The organism is Amycolatopsis sp. NPDC039088 (genome assembly GCF_055598845.1).
The window spans coordinates 130,829-148,415 of sequence record NZ_JBVKAE010000002.1 but is presented as its reverse complement, the minus strand read 5'-3'; the positions used below and the strand labels follow the sequence as shown (position 1 = coordinate 148,415).

Sequence of the window (17,587 nt, the reverse complement as noted above, 5' to 3'; positions counted from 1 at the left end):
GTTGCAGATAACCCTCCGAGAGCGGGGGGGTTTGAGGGGTGGAGAAGGTCTTCTTACTAGGGGGGGGTGGGGTAGAGTGGGGAGGGTTGGGGACGTTGAACGTCCCAAATCCTCCACGCTCGCGAAGAAATTGACATGACAGGACCATTCGCGCACTCTGGCGAACAGATCTTGTCGGTGGGTACCTGCACTGTGATCGAGTGCAAAGAGGAACCTGGTCGACCGACCCTTCACTCACCCAAGGCCCGGTGGTGGTCCGCGCCGCCGCGCTCATGGCCGCCGGAGTACCTGGCCGGACGATTTCACGCCGGTGTGCCTCCGGTGGTCCCTGGCAACGTCTCCTACCGGGCATCGTTCTGCTCCACAGTGGAGAATCCACCGACGAGCAGCGACTCCAGGGCGCGTTGCTCCATGGCCGCGAGGATGCGATCCTGACCGGTCTCTGGGCTCTCCGCCGTCACGGTCTGGAGCGGCCACCGCCGCCGCAGGACGTGCATATTTTGGTGCCTGCGGATCGGCGCATCCGCACGACGGGCTTCGTGCACGTCGAACGGACAAGGCACCTGCCCCGGCCTCATCTGCGAGGTGGCCTTCCCGTCGCCCCCGTCCCCCGAGCCGTCCTCGACGCAGCACGCAGGCTCGCCAACGAAGACGAGATCCAAGCGATGATGGCCGAGGCCGTCCAACGCCGTTTCTGCACCATCGACATGCTCGCCGTCGAACTCGACCAAGCGGGACGCACCGGGACCGCCCTACCGAGACGAGCCCTCGCCCCACTCCTCGAAGGAGCCCACTCGGTCGCCGAGGCCGACGCTTGGCACCTCTGGCGAAGATCGGGTCTCCCGCCAGGCCACTGGAACGTGCCGATCTTCGACGCGAACGGCGACTACATCGCCACCCCTGACTTCTGGTGCGACGAGGTCGCGTTCGCTTGGGAGATCGACTCCTACCGTCACCACACGAGTCTCGAAGACCATCGCGCCACCGTCGCCCGCAACGCCCGGTATGCCGCCGCGGGGATCGTCGTACTGCAGACCCTGCCGTCCCGGCTGCGCGCCGAGACGGACGAGGTCCAGCGCGAGTTGCACGCCGCGTTCCGTGCCGCGCGCCTCCGGCAACGTCCGGACGTCAGGCGAGCCGCGTGAGCCGGTCCACCGCCCACCCCACCACCGGCACGACCGCGACAGCGACACCGAAGCCCCCGAAGGTGTCCGTCGGATAGTGCGCCCCCAGCGCCACCTCAGCCCACCCCATCGCGAGCCCCGCGAACGCGACCAGCCCCACCAGCACCGAAGCCCCGCCGGCAGCTCCGAGATCCCGCACGTCGATCACCAGCAACGCGACGACCGCCGCGACGGTCACCGCGAAAGCCGTGTGCCCGCTGGGATAGGAGAGGAACTCGCCGTGGATCAGCCTGCCGGTCATGGGTTTCAGGCCGGTGGTCAGCGCCACCGTCACCCCGGCCGCGGCCACCAGCAGGATCGCCGTCCGCGGCCGCCGGTGGCGCAGGCACAGCCAGCCGAACAACGCGATGACCACGACCGCGCCCACCGGTTCCCCGGCGAAGTCGATCGCGGTCGCCAGGTACCAGAGCGGGCCCTCGACGCGGTCGATGGCCGGAAGCACCAGGGCGTCCAGTCCGGCCGTGTGGGAGGTCCCGGCGTAGCGCACGCCGAGGACGAGGGCGACGAGGAAACCGAAAGCGCCGAGGACCCACAGCGGCACTCGCGCCCGCGGCGGGAGCGCGGGCGGACCGGTGATCACGCGGGCGATACTACGTCGATCGCGGCCTGGTATCCGCCGACGAGTCGTTCGAGGCCGACCTTCGGCGTGAATTCCTGTTCGTACACCAGCCGGGCCGCCCAGCCCATCCGCTGGTTCCGTTCGACGTCGGCGACGATCTCCCGCAGTCGTGCCGCGAGCGAGCCGGCGTCGCCGGGTTCGTGCAGCAGGCCGGTGACGCCGTCCTCCACCAGTTCGGGGAACGCGCCGTGGGCCGCGGCGACCGTCGGGACGCCGGCGGCCATCGCCTCGACCACGACGAGGCCGAAGGTCTCCAGCCATTCCGAGGGGGCGACGACGGCGGCCGCGCGGGCGATGAGGCCGCGACACTCCTCTTTGGACTGAAGGCCGACGTAGCGGACGTCGTCGCGGCCGTGTGCCCAGCGGGCGACCTCGTCCTGCATCGGGCCGGTGCCGGCGATCACCAGCGGCGGCAGCGGGCCCCCCGCCGCCACAAGCCGGTCCCAGGCCGCCATCAGCAGGCCGACGCCCTTTTCGGCGGTGATCCGGCCGAGGAACAGCACGTGCTCCCCCGCACCCGTGCGCGTCTCGCCCGGATCGTCGACGTAGTTGTACTTCACCGCGAGCCGCTCGGCGGGCATTCCGGCGGAGATCAGCACCTCGCGTTGCGCCCGCGAGATGCAGAAGAACCGCGAGACCCCGGACCACCAGCGTTTGCGGTTCAGCATCAGGCTCGCCGCCATCGGCACGGTGGCGAGCCCCGAACCGCGGTAGCACCCGTGCCGCACCGCCGGGATCGGCTTGCGCCCCACGCAATCGGTGCACACCTGGCCATCGCGGTACAGCGTGCCGGGAGGGCAGATCAGGGTGTAGTTGTGCACGGTCGCGACCGTCGGGACCCCGGCGTCGGCGCACGCGGCGAGCACCGAAGGCGAAAGCAGCGGGAACGTGTTGTGGATGTGGACGACATCGGGCCGGTCGTCGGCCAAGCGACGGGCGAGTTCCGCGCGCGCGGCCCGGTTCCACGGCACCTGAAGCGGCACAATGGCCTTGCGCGGCAACGACATCTCCGCGATGTCGTCGCTGCGCCGTTCGAACAGGCCGACGTCGTGTCCGGCTTCGGCGAGCAGCGCGCTCTCCTGGTCAACGACGTTGTTCTCCCCGCTCGGCTGCTCGGATCTGTACCGGTTGTGGATCAAGAGGACCTTCACGCCGTCTCCTTCAAAAAGTCCGGTTCGTCGGCGGGCACACGCACCAGCAGCGACGCGGCCAGGGCCAGGTGCAGCAGGTACGGCGACGCGTCGCCGAGGCCCGCCTCGGTGTAGGAGGCGGAAAGGCAGTAGGTGATCAGGAAGATCGCGCACGCCCTCGCGGGTGACGGCGGCCGCAGCACCGCGACCACCATCAGCACCAGCAAGAACGCCGCCACGATCGCGATCCCGACGAAACCCTGTTCGTGGTAGACCGCGAGCCAGCTGTTGTCGATCGGGAGCCCGTCGTAGGACTTGTCGGTCAGGCCGACGCCGAACAGGTACTCCAGGGTCGTGCGCGGCGCGTCGAGCAGCGCGTCCCACACCTTCGCCCGGCCCGTGAGACTGGAGAAGTTCTCCTCGCTCTGGCCACGCAGGAACCACGCCTGCAGCAGCCCGCCCAGTGCCACGACGACGACCAGCCCGCCGAAGACCAGTCCGGTGAACACCTTGCGGGCGCGGGCGCTGGACATCCATTGCGACATCAGCGCCACGATGGTTCCGGCGACCAGCCCGAGCATCGCGGTGCGGGTGTGGGTCAGCAGCAGGATCCCGAAGGCGGGGACGATGACGATCAGCGCGTTCCGCCGGGTCAGTTTCCCGCTGAGCCACAACAGGGTCGTGAGGCCGATGACGATGGCCGCGTACTGGCCGACCTGCGGCGGGGTCAGCGGCCACAGCGCGCCGGTGAGCCGTCCGCCGTACTCGAACGGCATCGCCTTGGCCGGGCTCAGCGCGAGCCCTGCCACCACCGTCACCAGCATGACGGTATACGCGCGGATATGGGTTCGGACGAGGTCGAGGCTGCCCCACCAGGGGGTCAGCAACCACAGGGTGCTGAGGAACAGGCCGAACCGGAAGCAGCGGAACAGCGCGCCGAACCCGCCTTCCAGGTTCAGGCTCGCGACCACGCTCAACACCAGCAACAGCGTGAGCAGGGAGAGGTAGGCACTCGGCCGGATCCGCAGCTTGCTGTTCAAGGCGAGCGCGAGCACGAACGCCGCACCCAGCGCGCCCATGGTGATCAGCTGGCTGACCGACCTCGGCAGCGGGATGACCGTCTTCGCCCCGGCCGAGCCCAGGGTGTTGATGATCAGTAACGTCCAGACGACGCCGACGGCCTTGGGCGTGTGCCGGCGGATCGCCGCTTCGGGCCGGACCGCGGGATCGAGCATGTCAGCCACCTCCGGCGCGGGCGAGTTTGCTGCCCTGGTCCTGGCGGTAGGGCGCGCCTTGCCACTCGCCGAAGCCCAGTACGCGGCTCGGCTCGAAGGCCACGAAGCTCCACGGCCCGGAGTAGGTGTTGTCGTAGAGCCGGTTGCCCTGGGCGAAGGTGATCGCGTGCTGGACGACCTCGCCCTTGTACGGCGACCACTCCGGGAACGTGCCGAAATTCGCGAGCATCGCCATCCGCGCGCAGGTCTCCTCGCAGCCGGTGGCGGCCGGGTCGAGCACGAACCGGTTGTGGTGGATCTCGACGCGCTGGGTCTTCCACCGGCAGTCGGCGTTCAGCGCGCCTGCCGCGATCGCGGGCTGCGCGCATTTCGCCTGTTCGGGCACCAGTCGCGTACAGGATCCGGACGACGTGTTCGCCGGGCTGTTGCAGAACCGGTCGGAGTTCTCCCACAGGGTGACGCCGTTCCAGTTGTTCTCGAACGAGTTCCCGGAGATCTCCAGTTTGTCCGTGCGTGCCTTCACCCTCGGCTCGCCGCCGGATTCGGACACGTAGATCGACGCCACCGGGAAGCTGTCGCCGCGGTCGATGTAGCCCTTGCCGTCCACCCAGTTGTTCCGGCGGATCGTGTTGCCGCGGATGACGGCGTTGTAACTGGTCTCGTACAGGAGGGCGGAACTGTCGTTGTTCTCGATGACGTTGCCCTCGATGAGGAAGTCGTTGTTGTTCGTGTCGGCCCAGAGCCCCGCGCCGCGGTTGTCGTGCACCCAGTTCCCGCGGACGTCGGCGCCGTTGACCGACCAGAACTTGACCCCGCCGGTGCAGCCGCAGCCGTCGATCTTGCGTTCCCAGTCGCCGGTGTTGTTGCCGGAGATCTCGTTGCCTTCGACGACCAGCCCGGTGATCTCGTTGTCCTGCGCGTAGGCGTTCATCCCGTACTGGCCGTTGCGCCGCAAGCAGTTGCCTCGCACCTGCTGCCGTGCGCCCGCCATCAGCGCGGCGCCGTCGTTGTCCTGCAGGGTGCTGTGCTCGACGATCCAGCCGTCGGCCGAATCGTGGTTGACCACGCCTTCGTCGTGCGGTGCCACGAAACCCTGCACGGTCACGTACTGGATCTTGACGTCGGCGGCGTTGCCCGCGAAGGCGTATTGGTTGATCTTCCGGCCGTCGAGGACGGCTTTCGGGCCGCCCAGGTAGACGTTGCCGGCCTTCGGGTTGACCTGGTCGTAGCGGTCGTCGCCGAGTTTGTGCGTGCCCGGTGCCAGCCAGAACGTCGTCGCGGCCGGGCTCGACCGCGTCTTCGCGGCGAGGTCGCCCGGTACCGCCGGGTCGATCTTCACCGCCCCCGCCGGCGCCTCCGCCGGACCGGCGGGCTGTTTGTCGCACACCTGCGCGATCGAACCGGACGGCGCCTTGGCCGGATCCGGTGCCGTCCCGGCCTCGTCGGCCGGTCCGGTCGTGCAAGCGGTGAGCGCCAACGGGCCGAGCAGCACCAGAAGCGCTGCCCGGCGGAGACGGTGCGGACGTGCGATCACAATGGGGAATCCTCGTTACCTGAATCGAAGGTGAGCGCGGTGGTGAAGGTGGTGCCGTCGGCGGCGGTCCCGCTGCCGAGCACCGTCCACGCGGGCTCGCGCCTGCCGAACCCGGCCGAATACCAGCCCAGCGGCGGGCTGGTCTCCCCGCGGTGCGCCGTCCACCGCAGCTCCGGCGGCAGTACGAGCGAAGCCTTCCGCTCGTGGCCGTCGACCGTCCAGGAAAGCGTCGCCGTCCCGTCGGAAAGCGCGACCTCGACGGCCGGGCCGAAGTGGAACGCGAGACGGCACGCCCGCGCCTCGCCGCCGCGCACCTCGTCGGAAATACGCAGCTCGGCACCCTCCAGCTCCACCGAGCGCCGGTGCACCGACGGCGCGTAGCCGTCGTGCTCGGCACTCCAGCGCGAGGGAGTTCCGGTCGAGATCACCGTGGTGGCGGCGTGTTTCGTCCACAGGAACGGACCACCCGAAACGGACTGGTCGGTACCGGAGAGTTCGAGCGTGTTGTGCCCGGCCGTGGACCGGAAGTACGACCGCCACTTCGGTTCGCCGTGGTAGCAGTAGGTCCCCGGGTCGGCGAGGATGTCGACGCCGTCGTGCCGGACCTCGACCGAGAGCGCGTCCGCGTGCGCGTGGGCGGCGATGGACAGGAAGCCGTGCGGACCGCCGTCGCAGCGGCACCAGAGCGCGCCGTCGCGCAGGATGGTGATCCCCGCGTCGGCGAAGTGGTCCTGACGCTTGGCCGGACGCGGCGAACGCACCTCGATGTTCCCGCCCAACGCGGAGAAGAGCGGCGTCCGCACGTCCCCGCCCGGCACCTCGGGCCACCAGTCCAACCGTCCGAAAAGGACAGACCCGGTGTTGAGCAGCGACGCCCAGCGACTGATGCCGTCACCGTCCACGACAAGCCCGAACCCGTCGTCCGCGTCACCCTGGCGCGGCGGCCGCAGCCTGGTGTCCACAAGGGACGCCAGCGCGTCGGTCATCCGGAGCAGGACGAGCCAGGTCGACTCGGGCACCGCGACACCGGCGGCCTTCGCCTCCAGCACCCCGGCGAGCCCGAGTTCCAGGACGAGCCCGTGGTACTCGGTGGCGAGTTCGCGGTTGACGCCGGAGTCGAAGGTGTTGTGGTGCAGCATCTTGTCCAGCGACGCCAGTGCCGAATCCCGCCACCCCGCGGATTCCGGGAACCAGCCGAACGCGCAGGCGGCGGCGAGCTGTCCGGCGTCCTCGGCGATCACGTGGTTGTTCGCCGACGAACCCCGGCTGGGGAACGCGGCCAGCCAACGCTGGTGATGCCAGATCTGGCCGAGCGCCACCGGGTTGTCCTCGAACAGCGCCGGGGCCGACGCCCAGCCGTCGAGCAGCCGCCGCACCCACACCCACGACAGCAGCCGGATGCCGAGTTCGATGCCGCTGACCCAGTGCACCCCGCGCATCGGCGGATTGGCCGCCCACCAGGACTTCAGGTGTGCGGCGACGCGCTCGGCGTACCGATCGTCGCCGGTCAGGGCATACGCGGCGGCCAGCACGGTGAGGTGCTGGTGCCGGGACGGCTCCCAGATCTGCTTGATGTCGCCGACGGCGTCCTCGCTCCGATACGGGATGTCGAACGAGTACACATCGGACGGTGCGCGGCGGCCGGTCTTCGGGTCGTACGACCAGTCCGGATCGACGAGGTCGTCCCGTTCGACGCCGAAGTACTCGGCGTGCCCGTCCATCAGCCGATCCGCCTTGACGAGCAGATCCTTGACCGCTTCACCGGAGACGGCGGCGAGGACCTCTTCGCCCGGCACCGACACGAATCGCCGGTCCGGCAGCCAGACCGCCTTCTCCCCCGCCACGCCACGCCACCGGCGTTTGCGCACGACGTCGGTGACCCGGCCCGCGATCTCGGCGGGCCCCATCCGCGACAGTCTTCGCAGGTACCAGGAGGGATCCATCAGCCAATCCCGATCTGGACGGGCGCACCGGTCTCCAGGCTCCGGCTGACCGCGAGCGTGGCCAACGTCGTCGACACCAGCGAGTCGACGGACACCGGCATCGCGACCCCGGTCGTCAGCGCGTTCACGAAGGCTTCGAGTTCGGCGGCCTGGCCCTTGTCGCGGCCCTTGGGAATGCGGGAACTCGTCCACTTCTTGCGGCCGAACACCGACGCGCGCGCGAAGTCGTCGAACTTCAGCACCTTGCCGTCGGCGGTGACGTCGATCGTCTCCTTGGGGAACGCCGACGAACCGCTGGTGGTGTAGGCGATCGACGCCGTCGAGCCGTCCGGGTACCGCAGCAGGATCTGCAGGTCCTGGTGCCCCGGCGTCGCGGTGGCGTACACCGAGATCGGGTCGGAACCGAGCAGCCAGCTGACCGTGTCGATGAAGTGACCGCCCTCGCCGGCGAACCGCGACCCTTCACTGTCGGCCTGGTTGTACCAGCTGCCCGCGTCCAGACGGCCGGCGTTGACCAGATACCGCACGGAAGCCGGGCCGATCCGCGGTCCGAAGTGGAGCACCGACTCGTTCAGCAGCGGCGCGAACCGGCGGTTGAAGCCGACCTGCAGGCGGTCGTTGCCGGACTCCTCGATCGCGCCGAGCACGACCTCGAGTTCCTTCTCCGACAGGGCGAGCGGCTTCTCGACGAAGACGGCCTTGCCAGCGAGCAGCGCGCGGCGGGTCAGCTCGGCGTGCGAACTATGCCTGGTCACGATGAACACGGCGTCGATCGAGTCGTCTTCGAGCATCGCGTCGACGTCGGTGGAGGCGCGGGCGAAGCCGAACTTGCGCTTGGCGTTCGCACCCGAGAGCGCGGAGGTGGTGACGACTTCGAAGAGGTCGAGGTACTCCATCTCCACCAGATGCGGGAGAAGCATCGAGGACGCATAGTTGCCCGCGCCGATGAAGCCGATCCGCAGGCTGTCGGGCTTCGGCACCGCGCGCGCGGTCACCGGCTTCGGGAGGGTGACGGAGGTGACGTGCTCGGTGGTGGTGGCGGCCCGCTTTTCGTACTCGAACAGCACCGCGACGGCCTTGAGCTCGCCCTCGTTCAGCTTCCGGTACGTCTCGACGGCGTCGGAGAAGGCCGAGACGTGCGAGATCAGCGGCTCGACGTCGAGACGGCCACTGCCCATCAGATCGACGACGCATTCGAGGTTGCGGCGCTCGGTCCAGCGGACCTGGCCGATCGGGTAGTCGCGGCCCTCGAGTTCGTACTCCGGGTCGTAGCGGCCGGGGCCGTACGAGCGGGAGAACCGGACGTCGAGTTCCTTTTCGTAGTAGGCGTTCCACGGCAGATTCAGCGAGCACTTGCCGATGTCGATCACCCGGCCGCGGTCGCGGGCCAGCTTCGCCGCCAGCTCCACCGGCTCGTTCGTGCTGCCGCCCGCGGCGAGGTACACCTGGTCGACGCCGTGCCCGGAGCTGATCTCCGCGACCGCGGTGTCGATGACGCCGGATCCGGGATCGCCGCATTTCAACGCCCCGAGCTGTTCGGCGAGCGCGCAGCGTGCCGGGTCCGGGTCGACGCCGACCACGCGGACGCCGGAGGCGACCAGCAGCTGGACGACCAGCTGTCCGATCAGGCCGAGCCCGATGACCAGCGCGATGTCGCCGATCTGCGGTTCGCCCTGGCGGACACCCTGCATCGCGATCGAGCCGACCGTGCCGAACGCGGCGTGCCGAGGATCGACGCCGTCGGGCACCCGGGAGTACAGGTTCTTGGGCACCCAGTTCAGTTCCGCGTGCAGCGCGTGCTCGTTTCCGGCGCAGGCCACGTAATCGCCGACGGCGACGTCGTCGATACCCGCGCCGACCTCCTCGACCACCCCGCACAGCGAGTACCCGAGCGGCGTGTACGAGTCGAGCTTGTTCATCGCCTTGCGGTAGGTGGCGCCCAGCCCGTTCGTCGCGACGCTCTGCATCACCTTCGCGACCTGATCCGGCCGCGCCTTCGCCTTGCCCACCAGGGAAAGGCTCGCCTCGGACACCTTCATCATCTCGGTGCCGGTGGAGATCAGCGAATAGGCGGTGCGGACCAGCACACCCCCCGGTTTGCACGCGGGGACTTCGACGTCGAGGAGCGCCAGCTCCCCGCTCTTGTAGTTCTGCACTACCTGCTTCACGTCGCTCCTCAGCGATCAGGGGGTCCGGGCCGAAATGGCGCCGCGATACCAGTATTCGAGGGTCAAGATGTGCCAGAGATGCTTGGACCGGTCCTGCTGCCCGGACGCGTCTTCGTCGACGAGCCGTTGCAGGGCCTCACGGCGGAGGAACCCGGCCTTCACCAATTCGCCTTCGTTCGTCACCTCGCGCACCAGCGGCGCGAGGTCGCGGCTCATCCAAGCCCGCAGCGGCGCACTGAACAGGCCCTTCGGCCGGTGCACGATCTCGGCGGGGAGAATCGACAGCGCCGCTTCCTTCAGCGCCATTTTCCCTTGGCGCTTCACGATCTTCTTGTCACCGGGGATCCGGAACGCGGCCTTCACGACCTCGATGTCGACGAACGGCGTCCGCACCTCGGTCGACGCGGCCATGCTGGACCGGTCGGTGTAGGCGAGGTTCAGGCCCGGCAGGAAGAGCCGGGAATCGGCCAGGCACATACGGTTCACGAAGTCGGTCAGCGTGTTGTCGTGGTAGGTGTCCGCGTGTTCGGTGATCACGTCGTCGACCGCACCCGCGAGGTCCGGGTTCAGCAGTCCGGCCAGCTCGGCCTGGTCGTACATCGTGTAGCTGCGCCGGAACGCGGTCTCCTCCGGCAGTTCCGCGAAGGAGAGGAACCGCTTGGCGAACCGGACCGACCGGAACCCGCGCTTCGACGTCGCCACCGGCAGTCTGTCCACAACGGACTCGATGGGCCGGCGCACCATTCCGGGGACCCGCTGGTACTGGACGGCGATCTTGTTCGCGAGATGCTTGCGGTATCCGGCGAACAGCTCGTCGGCGCCCATGCCCGAAAGCATCACCTTGACGCCCGCCTCGCGAGCCGCGGTGCAGATCAGGTAGCTGTTGATCGCCGCCGGATCGCCGATCGGCTCGTCGAGGTGGTAGGTCATCCGCGGCAACAGATCGAGCACCTGCGGCGCAATCTCGATCTCGTGCAGGTCGACGCCGAACTTCGCGGCGACCTTCTTCGCGTACATCAGGTCGTCCGGCATCGCCTCGAACTTCGCGTCCTCGGCCCGGAAACCGATGGTGTACGCGGAGATGCCGGGCTGCTCGCGCGCGGCGAGCGCGGTCAGGTAGCTGGAGTCGAGGCCGCCGGAGAGGAACGTGGCGACCGGCACGTCGGCCATCATGTGCTTGCTCGTCGAGTCCTCGATGACGGCGTTGAGGTCGAATTCTCCCTCGTAGGCCGCCCCTTCCTCGGCGACCTGGCGCAGCGACCAGAAGGTGCCGCGTTCGACGTCGCCGTCGGGCCGGAAGCGCGCCCAGCTGCCCGGCGGCAGCTTCTCGGCCTCGCGGAACGCGCAGCGGCCGTCCGGAACCCAGTAGTAGAGCAGGGAAGCGACGAGTGCGGTGTCGTCCACGGTCAGCGAACCGCCGAGTTCGGTGGCCAGCGCCTTCAGCTCGGACGCGAACGCGACGCCCTTGCCGCGGCGCACCAGGAACAGCGGTTTGATGCCCAGCTGGTCTCGCACCAAGGTCAAAGCGCCGGAGCGCTCGTCGAACACGCCGAACGCGAACATGCCGCGCAGCCGGTGCAGGCCGTCGGTGCCCCATTTGCGCCAGGCTTCCAGCAGGACCTCGGTGTCGGAGGTCCCCCGGAACCGCACGCCCGCTGCTTCGAGCTCCTTACGCAGCTCCGGCGCGTTGTACAGCTCGCCGTTGTAGGTCAGCGCGAGACCGTCCTTGACCATCGGCTGCGCACCGGTCTCGGTCAGGTCGACGATCGAGAGCCTTCGGTGTCCTAAGTGGACTTCCCCGTCCCCGGCACGGTGGTCGTACCGGCCCGAACCGTCCGGTCCGCGATGGGCGAGGATCTTGGTGAGCCGATCGGTGAGCGGTCCCCCGTCCGGCCACAAGTAAGCGCCTGCGATACCGCACATCTGCTTTTACTCCCCCTACAAGGCTTCTGCGTTGTCCGGTGACACAGGCGCGAATCGTTTCGTCGGCTGATCGGCGTTGCCGACTTCCTTGGCGCGTTTGTACGGCGTCGGATGCGCCTTCTTCTTCTCCCGCGGGAACATCTCCACCGGCTTCGGCATGGGCACGGCGCGTCCGCGCAACGCGGTGTGCAGGCCGTCCCACAGGGTCCCGTCGGTGTGGTCACGCGGATCGGGATCCACCACCACGACGCCGAGGATCGGGATATGCCGATCGGCGAGCTGACGCGCGACGGTGTGCAGCCATTCGGTGTTCGCGTACCCGGTGCGGACGACGAGGATCGTCTCCTCACCGAGGAATTCCAAATCGGTCCACGACGTTCCCGGCTCGACCGAGCCGACACCGATCCGGCGCTCCTGTGCGGAAATCGGCACGTCACCGCGGTCGAGTACCTGGATCGGGCCTTCACCCGCCAGCCCGCGGAGGTCCGCCTTCGGCAGGTCGTCGACGAGCGAGACCGGCCCCTTCGCCGCCAGCTCTCGCGCCATGTCGACGGCGAGCGCGGCGGTGACCTTGCGGGCACCGAGGTCGAGCAAGGACACCGGTCCGCCCGGCTGCCGGACGGCCCGGACCAGCGTCGTCGCGACTCGCTGCCGCCGGGCGGCCGCGCGGGAACCCCGCAGGAACCGCGACGGTTCGGGCAGCTGCGCGATCACCGAAGCGCCGAGGTGCCGCGAAATCTCGCGGCGGAGCACCGGCCGGTCCTTGATCACGCTCGTGACGGCGGCGAGCCCCAGTCCGGCGAGCAGCCCCAGCACGAAGCCGATCCCGGCGTCCGTGGCGAGGGTCTTGAGGAACGAATGCGGAAGGATCCGCGGCGCGTCCACGATCTGCGTCCCGGCGGCGACCTTCGGCGTGCCGATGCCCGCCTCCTGCGCGCGGCCGTCGTAGTCGGAGATCTTCGAGTTCAGCTCCGCCCGGCGCGCGTACAGCCGCTCCAGCTGGGCCGGGTTGGCGTTGCGGTTCTTGGCCTCCTCGGCCACGATCGCCGCTTCGATCGGGGTCAGTTCGTTCTGGGCCTGGTTGCGCTGATCGAGCAGGGCCTTCTGCTGCGCCGCCGCGGCCGCCTGGTTGCGGGCGATGTACTCGGTGATGAAGGCGTCGGAAATCGCCTGCGCGCGGGCCAGCGCCTCGTCCTTGCTCTTGGCCTTGACCGTCAGCTGAAGGACGTTGTTCGTCAGGCCGAGCCCCTCGTAATCCTTGAGGAACTCTTCCGGCGCCTGGGTGCTGTTCAGCTTCTTGAGCGCCTCGGTGGCGATCTTCGTCGTCTGGAGCACGGCGACGTCGGTCCGCATCAGCGTCCCGCTGTCGGTCGGCGAGTCGTCGGGGTGGACGACCAGGATCTGCGCGACCGCGGTGGGCGGCGACGGCAGGAACACCGCGACCAGCCCACCGACGATCAGCCCGAGCAAGGCGGTGGCCACCCACAGACGACGGCGTCTCCGTACCGAGACGACCAGCCGCTGAAGGTCGATGAGCGGCTCGGATTTCGCTTTCTCGGCGCTCGTCACGATGTGCCTGCCAGTGCTTCGTGGTCTTTGCGGGCGGGGGTGCCGGGCCGGGTGCGGGTCGGCCGTACCGGGCGGGTCAGGACGGCGCCCACCACGGTGAGACCGGCGTCGGCGCAGGCCTCGGCGAGCCCGACCAGCTCCCACGCGGACCGGGAACCGAGGCTCGACACGACGAGCACGCCGTCGGCGTCGGTGTCTTCGATGACGGGACGGACCGGGGAAACGGTCACCGGGGTGAACCACCGGTCGGCGAGACCGATGATCCGCTCGGCGGCCTTCCGCCCGGCGTGGTCGCCGTCGGCGGTCACCACGAGCAGCCGCCGGTGCGGAAGCCGGGAAACCAGGCGCCGGTACTGGACGACGGTGTCGATCTCGTCGGCGAAGACGTCGACCCGCGGGATGTTCCACGGCCGGTCGTCGTGGAGGAGCTTGGCCCGCAGGGTGGCCTTGGGCAGCCGCTCGTCCACGACGTCGAAGGTGGCCAGCACCGGACCGCCGATCGCCGCGGCGATCTCCTCCTCGTCACGCAGCCGCCGGTCGGTGCGCGCGGTGAAAAGGTGCCCGAACAGGCCGAGCAGGAAGAACAGCGCCGCACCGCCGAGAGCGAGCTGCGTCAAGGTGGGCGCGGCCGCCGAAGACGGCAGCTCGGCCGAACCCAGCACGACCATGTTGCCGAGGCCGCTGGCGGTGTCGGCGGCGTTCAGGGTCGACATCGCCGACTCGATCGTCGAGCGCAGCCCCTGCAGTTCGGTGCGGAGCTGGACGCTCTCCACGGTCGTCTTGCCGTCGTTGACCTTCGCCGAAAGTTCGCTGATCCGCTGGTTGGTCTGCGCGACCTGCTGGCGCAACGTCTCGCGGCGCTCCTGCGCCAGCTGTACGGCGGCGTCACCGGAACCGGCGATGATCTGGGTGGAGTACTTCACGAACTCCTGCGCGAGCTGATCCGCCAGCCGCTGCGTCTGTTCGGCGGTGTCACCGGTGGCCTCGATGGTGATCACATTGCCCTGTGCGACCGACGTGGCCACCTTGTCCCGCAGATCGGCACCGGTCTGGCCGTCCCCGAGGGCGGCGGCGGCCCGGTCGAGGACGACGGAGCTGGTCGCCACGTCGGCCTGGGTGAGCAGTTCGTCCGCCTCGCGCGGCCCCTGGAGCAGCACACTGGAGGTGGTCCGGTAGCCGGGGGAAAGGATCACCGACGATCCCGCACCGACCAGGGCGCCGAGGACGGCGAGGACCAGCAGGGTCCGCCATCGTCCGCGCAGAACCTGTCCGATCATGGACAGGCGCACCGTGTCGTCAGTCAAAGCCGGGATCTCCCATCGGTGCCTGGCACCGCCGCGGATGGCGTATCACCAACCTCGTCGGCCCGATCGCGGCGTTGGTTACAGGATCGCCCGAGTCTTGTTCGAAACGCGACCGTGAAGACGATCAACGGACCGCGGCCGCATAGGCCGCGAGCAGGGCTTTCTGGGAGTTCTCCCAAGAGAGCGGACCGGCGACGCGCGCCCGCCCCAGCTCACCCATCTCGGCCCGCTGTTCCGGCGAGTCGAGCAGATGCGCGATCAGCTTCGCGAACTCCGGCTCGTCGTTCGCCGGCGCGTACAGCGCGGCCTCCCCGGCCGAAACCCGGGCCTCCCGCAGCTCGAAGGAGACGATCGGGCGGCTCATCGCCATGTACTCCATGATCTTGTTCATGGTCGACACGTCGTTGAGCGGGTTCAGCGGATCCGGCGAAAGGCACACATCGGCCGAGGACAGGTAGCGCAGCAGGTCCTCGTCGGAGATCCGGCCGGTGAACTCGACCTGGTCGTCGAGCTTCAGTTCCTTGGACAGCGCGACCATGGCGTCGAAGGCGTCGCCGGAACCGATGAACACGGCGTGCCAGTCGGTACGGCCGACCTCGTCACGCAGGGACGCGAGCGCGCGCAGGGCGTAGTCGACGCCGTCCTGCGGGCCCATCACGCCGAGGTACGTCAGCAGATGCTGCTTGCCCTTCTTCAGCTCGGGCTCGGCCGGGACCTGGTGGAAGCGCTCGACCACGGGCGCGCTGCGCACGACGAAGACGTCGTCCGGCGACTTGCCGCCACGCTTCACGGCGACGTCCTTGTAGCTCTCGTTGGTCGCGATGACGACGTCGGCGGTCTTGTAGGTGCGGCGCTCCAGCGCGCAGACCGCGCGGTACAGGAGGTCCTCACCGCGGTCGAAACGCGAGAGGTACAGCTCGGGGCAGAGGTCGTGCTGGTCGAAGATGAACTTCGCGCCCTGGCGCTTGAGGTACAACGCGACCAGGAACAGCATGTCCGGCGGATTGCAGGCATGCACGACGTCGATTTTTCCGCCCCGGCCGACCTTGCGGGCCAGGCGGAGGGTGTGCCACAGCGCGGAGCCGTACTCCTGGACATACCCGGCCGGGCCACCGGTGGCGGCCTTCAGCGGGTACCGGAGGATGTGGACGCCGTCGATGGTGACTTCGGCCTCGGTGTCCCGTTTCGTCCCTTGTGGACAGATGACGTGGACTTCCCAGCCGTCGTCGCGCAGCGTCTGGCACTCCTGCCAGACCCGGCGGTCGAAGGGGACGGAAAGGTTCTCGACGAGGATGAGAGCTTTACCAGGCAAGACCGACATATCCCTCTTCAGACCGGCGCCGGTCGGCGTCGGGTACGCGGACGAGATCGATGATGGTGTGGCCGCCGCCCGCCGGGAGCGCCGCGAGGACGTCCGGATCGGTGCAGCCGATGAGGCAGACCTCGGCGTGGTCGACGACCTCGCCGACGGAACCGGCCAGCAGCTGGCCGAGATGCGGCAGCCTGCCCTCGATGTACTCGCGGTTCGCGCCCATCAGCCGCGAAAGGCTGACGTTGGCGTCGTAGATGCGGAGGTCGTAACCCTTGCCGAGCAGCCGCTCCGCGAGCTCGACGAGCGGGCTCTCCCGGAGATCGTCGGTGCCGGGTTTGAAGGACAGGCCGAACAGCCCGACCTTGCGTTTTCCGGTGCGCGCGACCAGGTCGAAGGCACGCTGGAGGTGTTCGTCGTTGGAGGGCAGCACGTGCGAGAGGATCGGGACGGCGACGTCCGCGCGGTGCGCGGCGTAGACGAGGCCGCGGAGATCCTTGGGGAGGCATGAGCCGCCGAAGGCGAACCCGGGGCGGAGGTAGGCGGGGCTGATGTTGAGCTTGCGATCGGCCAGGAAGACGTCGATCACCTGATGCGAATCCAGCCCCAAGGCGCGGCAGATCGAGCCCAGTTCGTTCGCGAAACCGATCTTGAGCCCGTGGAAGGAGTTGTCGGCGTACTTCGTCATCTCGGCGACCGGGATCGCGACACGGAAGACCTCGCCGGGAAGCCCTTCGTAGAGCGCCGCGACGACGTCGCCGCTGGCCGCGTCGAGTTCGCCGATGACGGTCTTGGGCGGGTCGTAGAAGTCCTTGACGCTGCTGCCCTCGCGCAGGAACTCCGGGTTGACCGCGACCCCGAAGTCGACCCCGGCGGTGCGGCCGGACGACTTCTCGAGGATCGGGACGAGCAGATCGAGACAGGTGCCCGGCAGCATGGTGCTGCGGAAAACGACGGTGTGCCTGGTGGTCTTTTCCTTGAGCGCTTCGCCGATTTCCTCGGCCACCCGCTCCAGGAACGCCGTCGACAGGCTGCCGTTGGGAGCCGAGGGGGTACCGACGCAGATGAGGGAGACTTCGCTGTCCGCGATCGCCTGTCTGACGTCGGTGGTGGCTCTCAGCTTGCCTTGAGCGACCACCTCGGCGGTCAACTCGCCGATGCGCTCCTCCACCACCGGCGCCTTGCCGCTGGAAACGAGGTCGATCTTCACCGGGTTCACGTCGACCCCGACGACCTCGTGCCCACGCCCGGCAAGGCACGCCGCCGACACACAACCGACGTAACCGAGCCCGAAGACACTGATCTTCATGACGAATTCCTCCAGCCGCATTCCGCTGCCCGTTGGTCGGCTGGGGCACCTGGTTCGTTACCGGTGTCCATAAGTCGCCTGCTTTTGGCGGAATGCCTGTGCGGCAAGGGAATTACTCATCGTTCGAGGGGTGCGAAACGCTACAGGGCGCGCGTAAGGGTTTCGTCTCGATTGGGGCAGGCGAGCGAGAGGCGGGAAGGGACCGAGGGGCGGGAAGGGAGCGCGGGCGGCGGTACCGAGTGGGGCGCGTGGGTCGTGGGGGGGGGGTTTTTTTTTTTCTCCCCCCCCCCACCCCCCCCCCCCCCCCCCCCCCCCCCCCCCCCCCCCCCCCCCCCCCCCCCCCCCCCCCCCCCCCCCCCT

The 17,587-nt window shown here is 68.9% G+C and carries 12 protein-coding genes; 1 reads left to right on the top strand and 11 read right to left on the bottom strand.

What is annotated here, in order from left to right; genetic code table 11:
* The first annotated feature begins 200 nt into the window (after positions 1 to 200).
* Positions 201 to 1,145 (top strand): hypothetical protein, encoded by a 945-nt coding sequence (locus ACZ7KI_RS03010; RefSeq protein WP_470271566.1) that lies wholly within the window; start codon positions 201 to 203, stop codon positions 1,143 to 1,145.
* Here the strand turns inward: ACZ7KI_RS03010 and ACZ7KI_RS03005 are convergent.
* The 11 genes from ACZ7KI_RS03005 to ACZ7KI_RS02955 form a co-directional block, all read right to left on the bottom strand.
* Positions 1,129 to 1,764, bottom strand: coding sequence for a phosphatase PAP2 family protein (locus ACZ7KI_RS03005; RefSeq protein WP_470271565.1), 636 nt, complete (start codon positions 1,762 to 1,764; stop codon positions 1,129 to 1,131). The genes ACZ7KI_RS03010 and ACZ7KI_RS03005 overlap by 17 nt on opposite strands.
* Positions 1,761 to 2,954, bottom strand: coding sequence for a glycosyltransferase family 4 protein (locus ACZ7KI_RS03000; protein WP_470271564.1), 1,194 nt, complete (start codon positions 2,952 to 2,954; stop codon positions 1,761 to 1,763). The genes ACZ7KI_RS03005 and ACZ7KI_RS03000 overlap by 4 nt, the downstream gene beginning before the upstream one ends.
* Positions 2,951 to 4,168, bottom strand: coding sequence for an O-antigen ligase family protein (locus ACZ7KI_RS02995; RefSeq protein ID WP_470271563.1), 1,218 nt, complete (start codon positions 4,166 to 4,168; stop codon positions 2,951 to 2,953). The genes ACZ7KI_RS03000 and ACZ7KI_RS02995 overlap by 4 nt, the downstream gene beginning before the upstream one ends.
* A 1-nt stretch (position 4,169) precedes the next feature.
* Positions 4,170 to 5,702 carry a right-handed parallel beta-helix repeat-containing protein gene (locus ACZ7KI_RS02990; protein WP_470271562.1) on the bottom strand — a complete coding sequence of 511 codons (1,533 nt, stop codon included), beginning with the start codon at positions 5,700 to 5,702 and terminating at the stop codon, positions 4,170 to 4,172.
* Positions 5,699 to 7,645 (bottom strand): heparinase II/III family protein, encoded by a 1,947-nt coding sequence (locus ACZ7KI_RS02985; protein ID WP_470271561.1) that lies wholly within the window; start codon positions 7,643 to 7,645, stop codon positions 5,699 to 5,701. The genes ACZ7KI_RS02990 and ACZ7KI_RS02985 overlap by 4 nt, the downstream gene beginning before the upstream one ends.
* On the bottom strand, positions 7,645 to 9,813 hold the full coding sequence (locus tag ACZ7KI_RS02980) for a bi-domain-containing oxidoreductase (RefSeq protein WP_470271560.1): 2,169 nt from the start codon (positions 9,811 to 9,813) through the stop codon (positions 7,645 to 7,647). Before ACZ7KI_RS02980 ends, ACZ7KI_RS02985 begins: the two co-directional genes overlap by 1 nt.
* Before the next feature lie 15 nt (positions 9,814 to 9,828).
* Entirely contained in the window at positions 9,829 to 11,736 is a 1,908-nt protein-coding gene (gene asnB, locus ACZ7KI_RS02975) for an asparagine synthase (glutamine-hydrolyzing) (protein ID WP_470271559.1), read from the bottom strand.
* Positions 11,737 to 11,751: 15 nt separating this feature from the next.
* A complete protein-coding gene (locus tag ACZ7KI_RS02970) occupies positions 11,752 to 13,305 on the bottom strand; it encodes a Wzz/FepE/Etk N-terminal domain-containing protein (protein WP_470271558.1) in 1,554 nt (517 codons plus the stop codon).
* Complete coding sequence (locus ACZ7KI_RS02965) at positions 13,302 to 14,582, bottom strand: YveK family protein (RefSeq protein ID WP_470271557.1); 1,281 nt, start codon at positions 14,580 to 14,582, stop codon at positions 13,302 to 13,304. The genes ACZ7KI_RS02970 and ACZ7KI_RS02965 overlap by 4 nt, the downstream gene beginning before the upstream one ends.
* A 151-nt stretch (positions 14,583 to 14,733) precedes the next feature.
* Positions 14,734 to 15,930: a glycosyltransferase family 4 protein gene (locus ACZ7KI_RS02960; protein WP_470271556.1), complete on the bottom strand. Its 1,197-nt coding sequence runs from the start codon at positions 15,928 to 15,930 to the stop codon at positions 14,734 to 14,736.
* Complete coding sequence (locus ACZ7KI_RS02955; RefSeq protein ID WP_470271555.1) at positions 15,911 to 17,227, bottom strand: nucleotide sugar dehydrogenase; 1,317 nt, start codon at positions 17,225 to 17,227, stop codon at positions 15,911 to 15,913. The genes ACZ7KI_RS02960 and ACZ7KI_RS02955 overlap by 20 nt, the downstream gene beginning before the upstream one ends.
* Positions 17,228 to 17,587: the final 360 nt, after the last annotated feature.

What these genes read in the sequence shown, in the direction of transcription:
- ACZ7KI_RS02995 (WP_470271563.1), bottom strand. Translation starts at nt 4,168, where the DNA reads ATGCTCGATCCCGCGGTCCGGCCCGAAGCGGCGATCCGCCGGCACACG.
- ACZ7KI_RS02985 (WP_470271561.1), bottom strand. Translation starts at nt 7,645, where the DNA reads ATGGATCCCTCCTGGTACCTGCGAAGACTGTCGCGGATGGGGCCCGCC.
- asnB (WP_470271559.1), bottom strand. Translation starts at nt 11,736, where the DNA reads ATGTGCGGTATCGCAGGCGCTTACTTGTGGCCGGACGGGGGACCGCTC.
- ACZ7KI_RS02965 (WP_470271557.1), bottom strand. Translation starts at nt 14,582, where the DNA reads ATGATCGGACAGGTTCTGCGCGGACGATGGCGGACCCTGCTGGTCCTC.
- ACZ7KI_RS02960 (WP_470271556.1), bottom strand. Translation starts at nt 15,930, where the DNA reads ATGTCGGTCTTGCCTGGTAAAGCTCTCATCCTCGTCGAGAACCTTTCC.
- ACZ7KI_RS02955 (WP_470271555.1), bottom strand. Translation starts at nt 17,227, where the DNA reads ATGAAGATCAGTGTCTTCGGGCTCGGTTACGTCGGTTGTGTGTCGGCG.